Annotated in this window: 5 protein-coding genes and 1 pseudogene; all 6 read left to right on the top strand. The window is 67.5% G+C overall.

Annotation, left to right across the window (positions count from 1 at the left end; translation table 11 throughout):
• Positions 1–146: pseudogene (locus tag AC2VON_RS11810) on the top strand (type VII secretion protein EsxI); the annotation flags it as partial.
• A gap of 119 nt (positions 147–265) precedes the next feature.
• Positions 266–1,165 (top strand): ESX secretion-associated protein EspG, encoded by a 900-nt coding sequence (locus AC2VON_RS11805; protein ID WP_486953132.1) that lies wholly within the window; start codon positions 266–268, stop codon positions 1,163–1,165.
• 159 nt (positions 1,166–1,324) lie between these two features.
• Positions 1,325–2,839: a type VII secretion integral membrane protein EccD gene (eccD, locus tag AC2VON_RS11800; RefSeq protein ID WP_486953131.1), complete on the top strand. Its 1,515-nt coding sequence runs from the start codon at positions 1,325–1,327 to the stop codon at positions 2,837–2,839.
• Entirely contained in the window at positions 2,817–4,649 is a 1,833-nt protein-coding gene (locus AC2VON_RS11795) for a S8 family serine peptidase (protein WP_486953130.1), read from the top strand. The genes eccD and AC2VON_RS11795 overlap by 23 nt, the downstream gene beginning before the upstream one ends.
• On the top strand, positions 4,646–5,860 hold the full coding sequence (eccE, locus tag AC2VON_RS11790) for a type VII secretion protein EccE (protein WP_486953129.1): 1,215 nt from the start codon (positions 4,646–4,648) through the stop codon (positions 5,858–5,860). The genes AC2VON_RS11795 and eccE overlap by 4 nt, the downstream gene beginning before the upstream one ends.
• Before the next feature lie 50 nt (positions 5,861–5,910).
• Positions 5,911–7,198, top strand: a 1,288-nt coding sequence (gene eccA / locus AC2VON_RS11785; protein ID WP_486953133.1) for a type VII secretion AAA-ATPase EccA, incomplete at its 3' end; no start/stop codon positions are given.

Genomic DNA, 7,198 nt, shown 5'->3' with positions numbered 1-7,198 from the left:
CGGTGGCTTGCCAGGAGTTCGTCACGGCGTTGGGGCGTAACTTCCAGGTGATCTATGAGCAGGCCAACGCCCACGGGCAGAAGGTGCAATCGGCGGGCAACAACATGGCTTCTACCGACTCCGCCGTCGGCTCCAGCTGGATCTAGCCGACCACCCACAGCGCGACGGCACACCGACCCACCCGGTGTGCCGTCGCGTGCTGTAATAGCTCAGTTCCGGTGGCTTCAACAGCGAACTGCACCAGTAGCGATAGAGAAGGGCAGCGATGGATCCGACCACCCGCACCGACATCACCGTCAACGTCGAGGGCTTCTGGATGCTGCAGGCGTTGCTGGACATTCGCCATGTTGCACCCGAGCTGCGGTGCAGGCCATACGTCTCCACTGATTCGAACGAGTGGTTGGCAGAGCATCCGGGCATGGCGGTGATGCGTGAACATGGCATCGTCGACGGAGACACGGTCAACGAGCAGGTCGCAAACCGTATGAGAGTCCTGGCCGCCCCCGATATGGAGGTGGTTGCGCTGCTGTCGCTGGGCAAGCTGTTGTACGGCGTCATCGACGACGAGGATCAGCCGCCCGGCTCACGCGACATCCCCGACAACGAGTTCCGGGTTCTGCTTGCCCGCCGGGGTGAGCACTGGGTGTCGGCGGTGCGGGTCGGCAGCGACATCACCGTCGACGACGTGTCGGTAACGGATGCCTCATCGGTCGCCGCGCTGGTGATCGACGGCCTGGAGTCCATCCACCACGCCGATCCTGCTGCGATCACCGCGGTCAATGTGCCGATGGAGGAGATGCTGGAAGTCACCCAGACCTGGCAGGAATCCGGCTTCAACGTGTTCTCCGGCGGTGACCTGCGCCGAATGGGCATCAGCGCAGCCACCGTGGCCGCGCTGGGGCAGGCGCTGTCGGACCCCGCCGCCGAAGCGGCCGTGTATGCGCGCCAGTACCGCGACGACGCCAAGGGGCCGAGCGCCTCGGTGCTGTCTTTGAAAGACGGATCCGGCGGGCGCATCGCCATGTACCAGCAAGCGCGCACCGCGGGTTCCGGCGAGGCATGGATGGCGATCTGCCCGGCCACCCCGCAGCTGGTGCAGGTGGGCGTCAAGACCGTCCTGGACACCCTGCCCTACGGCGCGTGGAAAACGCATCGCAGAGTTTAGCCTGTCAGCTCGAAAAGTATGACATGTCAACGCTTTACCTGAAGTACCTTGGTGTGGTGCAGATATCGCTATTTACCTTTAGAATTGGATAACGTCACAGGCCACAAATCACGAGGCGGTAGATATGGGTGAAACATTCTCGGTCGGGGTGATGGTGCGGTGACTTCGGTAGTCGAAGCGGCACAATCCGGCACCGACGTCGCAGTATCGTCACCCCGGGCGACGACAGTCGGCATCATGGCCGGTGGCTCCGTACAGATCGGCATGCTGCTGGACGCGGAAGCACCGGTGTCGGTGATGATCGATCCGCTGCTGAAGGTGGTCAACAACCGACTGCGGGAACTGGAGGAGCCGGAACTGAAAGCCGACGGGCGCGGCCGTTGGGTGCTGTGTCTGGTCGACGGCACGGCGCTGCGCCCGACGCAGTCGTTGACCGAACAGGACGTCTACGACGGCGACCGGTTGTGGCTGCGGTTTGTCGAAGACCGCGAGCGCAGATCCCCGGTGATCGAACACATTTCGACCGCGGTGTCGGTCAATCTGGCTAAACGGTTCGCCAGGATCGATGCGGCGACCGCGATGCAGGTCGGCGTGGCGACGCTCTCGGTGGGGGTGCTGCTGGCCGCCGGGCTGCTCGGCGCCTGGCGTTACCGCCACGACACCTGGCTGACGGCCGGCTACGGCGCGGGGCTCGCGGTCCTGGTGCTGACCGCGGCTGCGCTGATACTGGCGCAGTCGCACTCTGTGGCCGGGCGACAGGTCGGTGACATCCTCGTGTACAGCGGGCTGGCGCCACTGGTGGTCGCGGCGGCAGCGGCGGTACCCGGCCCGGTCGGCGCGCCGCACGCCGCCCTGGGTTTCGGCGTGGCCGGCATCACCGCGCCACTGATCATCCGGCTCACCGGCCGGCAGTTGGCGACCTACACCGCCATCACCACCATCAGTGGCGCAGTGGCGGTCATGGGCGTCCTGCGGATGCTGGCTATGACCAGTGTGGTGACGCTGCTGGGGTGCACCTTGCTGGCCTGCGTGCTCGGCTACCACGGCGCCGCTTCGCTGTCCCGGTGGCTGGCCGGCATCAGGCTGCCGGTGTTCCCGTCCGCCACCAGTCGCTGGGTGTTCGAGGCCCGTCCCGACCTGCCGACCACGGTGAGGCAGGACGAGGACGGCCCGCCCGTACTGGAGGGGCCCGAGTCGGTGCGCGGAGTGGTGCTGCGTGCCGAGCGGGCCAGATCGTTCCTATCGGGTCTGCTCGCCGGATTGGGTGTGCTGGTGGTGGCGTGCGTCACCGGGTTGTGCGATCCCCATGCAGACAAATCGTGGCTGGCACTGCTGCTGGCCGGCTTCACAGCCGGATTCCTGGTGTTGCGGGGCCGCTCCTTCATGGACCGCTGGCAGGCGGTGACGGTGACGGTGACCGGCTTGTTCATCGTCGCCGCCGTGGTGGTGCGCTACGTGGTGCAGTTGTGGTCGCCCGCGGCGCTGACGGCCGGAGTAGTCGTCCTGGTGCTGCTGCCGACTGCCGGGCTGATCGCCGCGGCGGTGGTACCCAACACCGTCTACAGCCCGCTGTTCCGCAAATTCGTGGAATGGATCGAATACCTGTGCCTGATGCCGTTGTTCCCACTGACACTGTGGTTGATGAACGCCTATGAAGCGATCCGGTACCGCTAGCGGCTCGCTGAGCCGCAGGTGCAGACGCACCAGCGCAGCGGCAGCCGTGGCGATCATCGTGGCCTGCGGCTCGCTGGCGGACCTGTTGGTGCCGGCCCCCGCCGCCGCGATCGATCGCCCGTCGATCGATCCGGCCGCCCTGCCGCCGGACGGCGCCCCCGGCCCGGAACAGACGATGCGGCAGACCGCGTATTGCACCGAGGTCGGGGTGTTCCCAGGAACCGACTTTCGGGTGCAACCGAAATTCTTGGACATGCTCAACCTGCCGGAGGCATGGCGATTCGGCCGCGGTGCCGGGGTGCGGGTCGCCGTCATCGACACCGGCGTGACCCCGCACCCCCGGTTGCCGAACCTGGTCGGCGGCGGCGACTATGTGATGGCCGGTGGTGACGGCCTATCCGATTGCGATGCCCACGGCACGCTGGTGGCGTCGCTGATCGCCGCCGCCCCGGACAGCGCCGTTGCCCCACTGCCCCCTCCGCGCCAGACCCGCCGCCCGCCATCCGTTCCCACCACAGAGCCGACACCGACGCCGCCTGTGCCGCAGACAACGATCATCGTGCAGCCACCACCTCTGCCGCCAGCGTCCCCCGAGGAGGGCACCGGGGCACCCCCCGAGGCACCTCCCTGGGCGCCGCCGGAGCCGGCTCCTGAAGGACCCAGAGGACCGCTGCCGGGGCCGGCTCCCCAGGCGGGGGCCCCGTCAGCCGGCGTCACCGAGAGCGGCGGTGCGGCGCCCGGGGCGAAAGTTGGGAAAGCGGCCGGCTATGCGGGCGGCGCGCGAGTGGTGCCGATCGGCTCGCCACTGGGATCTGCGGCACCGAGCGCACCGCCGCCTGCGGGGTCGGCGCCGGATGCGTTCAGCGGTGTGGCACCCGATGTGGAACTGATCTCGATCCGCCAGTCCAGCAAGGCATTCGGCCCGAAGGAGCCGTTCGCCGATCGGCAGGACCCGCAGGCCCGCGAGAAGATGGACGAGATCCGGACGTTGGCGCGGGCGATCGTGCACGCCGCCAACTTGGGAGCGTCGGTGATCAACATCTCCCAGGTTGTGTGCATGAGCGCGCGCACCATCATCGACCAGCCGGACCTGGGTGCGGCGGTCCACTACGCCGCGGTCGACAAGGACGCGGTCATCGTTGCCGCCGCCGGCGACACCGGTCAACGCGACTGCAAACAGAATCCGATCTACGACCCGTTGCAGCCCAACGATCCCCGGGATTGGAACGACGTGAACACGGTGGTGACTCCGGACTGGTTCGACGATTACGTGCTGGCAGTGGGGGCGGTGGACTCCGCCGGCGCGGCGCTGACCAAAACAAGCGTGGCCGGCCCCTGGGTTTCGATCGCCGCGCCCGGAACCGACATCGAAGGCCTCTCGGCCCGGGATGACGGATTGATGAATGCGGTTGACGGACCGGACAATACGTTATTGGCCCCGTCCGGTACCGGCTTCTCGGCCGCCATCGTCTCCGGGGTGACCGCACTGGTTCGCGCGAAGTACCCGCAGTTATCGGCACATCAGATCATCAACCGGTTGACTCGCACCGCCCGCCCGCCAGCTCGCGGAGTGGACAACCAAATCGGTTATGGCGTCGTCGACCCCGTCGCGGCGCTGACGTGGGATGTCCCCGACGGCCCGGTCGTCCCACCGGAACGGTTGTCCAGGCCGCTTTCGGTTCCGCCGATCCCGCCAGAGCGTGACATGACACCGGTCTGGGTGGCCGGAGCGGGATTGCTGGTTGCCCTGCTCACGGGTGGCGTGATACTCGGCGGGGCGGCGATGCGGCGAGCAGCGAGGCGGCGATGAAGGCGCAGCGCGCTGTCGGCCTGAGCCTGTCGTGGCTGCGGGTCACCGCGGTGTTTCTCATCGATGTCGCAGTGTTGGCGCTGGCCGGACATTGGCCTGGTGACCCGCGCGCCGCCAGCTACGTGTGGTGGTCGGGCGTCGGGATCGCGGTGCTGACGACGATCACTGCGCTGGTCACCTACGGCCGGGTCGCGCTCGTCTCGGCGCTGGGCGCGCGGGTGCTCGACCGGTTCGCCGACCCGGAGACGATGTTGACCGCGGGATGTACGTCGGGGATCGACGACCATCGGCGCTATGGCCGCGCACCGGTCGGCATCCGCGAATACCAGGGTCGATTGGTCGCGGTGATCGCGGTGAGTGCGCCGCCGGCGACGCCGTCCGGCCGCCATCACCGCGGAGCCGCGTCGACGGTCGCGTTGCCGGTGGACCTGGTTGCCGACCGATTGCGCCAGTTCGATGTGCGCCTCGACGGCATCGACATCGTGACGGTGGGTACCCGCGGGGATGACCTGGACCACGATCAGGACACTGCGGCGGCCGACCCGGAAGGCTCGGATGAGCACGCGTCCGCGACGTCCGGTCCAGGCCACCGCAACACCTGGCTGGTGTTGCGGATGGACCCACAGCGCAACGTCGCGGCTGTGGCGGCTCGCGATTCGGTGGCCGCCACACTGGGGGCAGCCACCGAGCGGTTGGTGAACGTCCTCGACGGGAGGCAGATCACTGCCCGCGCGTTGACCGCAGCGGAGTTCGCCGGTGTCGACACCGCCGTGTTGGCCGGTTTGCAACCAGCGGGGGTCCGGCCGCGTCGGCGACGCCTGAAGCAAAGTCAGGCCAAAGGGTATGTCACCAGCTTCTGGATGTCACCGCGGGACATCACCTCGGAGAACCTGGATAGGTTGTGGCTACCGGAGACCCCAGAGATCAACGCCACCGTGGTGACGGTCCGACTTGCTGGCGCACACCGCCGGACGGAGGTATCGGTGCTGGTGCGATACCACGGCGACGGCCGGTTGCCCAAGGATGTCCGAGCTGGACTGAACCGGCTTACCGGTCGCCAGCTGACCGCCGTTCACACCAGCCTGCCGGCGCCGGCGCGGCGCCTGACACCGGTGGTGCCGGTTCGGGAGTTGCAAGCCGGCGAACAGCTTGTCGTGTCGGTGGATTCGGCGGCGCAACAGCCGGCGGTCCCGGTCGGAGCGGCACTGTGACCAGTTCGCAGACTGCCGTGACGCATGCCCGCGATGCGGTGGTCGCCGGCATGCTGGCTTCGGGTATCTCGGTCAACGGGTTACAACCGAGCCACAACCCGCAGGCCGCGCTGCAGATGTTCACCTCTGCCACCGCGATCGATCCGGGGATGTGCGATGCCTGGCTGGGCCGGGTGCTGGCCGGTGACCGGGGCATCGACGTGTTGGCGGGCGCTTGGGCGGCGGTCCGGACATTCGGGTGGGAGACACGGCGGCTGGCCATCACCGACGCGGAGTTTCGCCCAGAGGCGTCCGATGGGATGTTCTTGCGACTGGTGATCACCAGCGTGGAATCACTGGCCGCCGCCTACGCCGCCACCCTGGCCGAGGCGAAGCGGCCTGAGGAGGCTGCGCAGCTGCTGGACACCATCGAACCCCGAAACCCCTTCGAGGCCGAGTTGGTCAGCTATGTGCGGGGTCTGTTGTATTTCCGCACCCGCCGCTGGCCGGACGTGCTGAAGCAATTCCCGGCGGCGACGCCGTGGCGCCAGGCCGAGCTCAAGGCCGCGGCCGCGGCGATGGCTACCACCGCGCTGGCCTCACTCGGTGTGTTCGAGGAGGCTTGCCACCGTGCCCAGGAAGCCATCGAAGGTGACCGGGTGCCGGGCGCGGCAAATATCGCGCTGTACACCCAGGGCATGTGCTTGCGTCACCTCGGCCGTGAAGAGGAGGCCGTCGAGCTGCTGCGCCGGGTGTATTCCCGTGATGCGAAGTTCGCCCCGGCCCGCCAAGCGCTGGACAATCCCGACTACCGATTGGTGCTGACCGATCCGGAAACCATTGAGGCACGCACAGATCCGTGGGATCCGGACAGCGCACCGACCCGCGAGCAGACCGAAGCCGCCCGACACGCCGAGGCGGCTGCGAAGTACCTGGCCGAAGGCGACGCCGAGCTGGGTGCGATGCTCGGCATGGAGCAGGCCAAACGAGAGATCAAGCTCATCAAATCCACCACCAAGGTGAATTTGGCCCGGGCCAAAATGGGGCTGCCGGTTCCGGTGACTTCGCGGCACAGCCTGCTGCTGGGTCCGCCCGGCACCGGGAAGACATCGGTGGCACGCGCATTCACCAAGCAGCTGTGCGGGCTGACGGTGCTGCGCAAACCCCTGGTGGTGGAGACCAACCGGGCCAAACTGCTGGGGCGCTATATGGCCGATGCGGAGAAGAACACCGAGGAGTTGCTCGAAAGCGCTCTCGGTGGAGCGGTTTTCTTCGACGAGATGCACACCCTGCACGAGCGCGGGTATTCACAGGGCGACGCCTACGGCAATGCGATCATCAACACGCTGCTGCTCTACA

This window comes from Mycobacterium sp. TH-M82, from assembly GCF_057473605.1.
Note: the sequence above shows the minus strand (reverse complement) of the source record. Positions and strands in the feature narration are given on the sequence as shown.

Bases quoted from the DNA above. Each gene is read 5' to 3' on its own strand.
- AC2VON_RS11805 (WP_486953132.1), top strand. From the start codon at position 266: ATGGATCCGACCACCCGCACCGACATCACCGTCAACGTCGAGGGCTTC.
- AC2VON_RS11795 (WP_486953130.1), top strand. From the start codon at position 2,817: ATGAAGCGATCCGGTACCGCTAGCGGCTCGCTGAGCCGCAGGTGCAGA.
- eccE (WP_486953129.1), top strand. From the start codon at position 4,646: ATGAAGGCGCAGCGCGCTGTCGGCCTGAGCCTGTCGTGGCTGCGGGTC.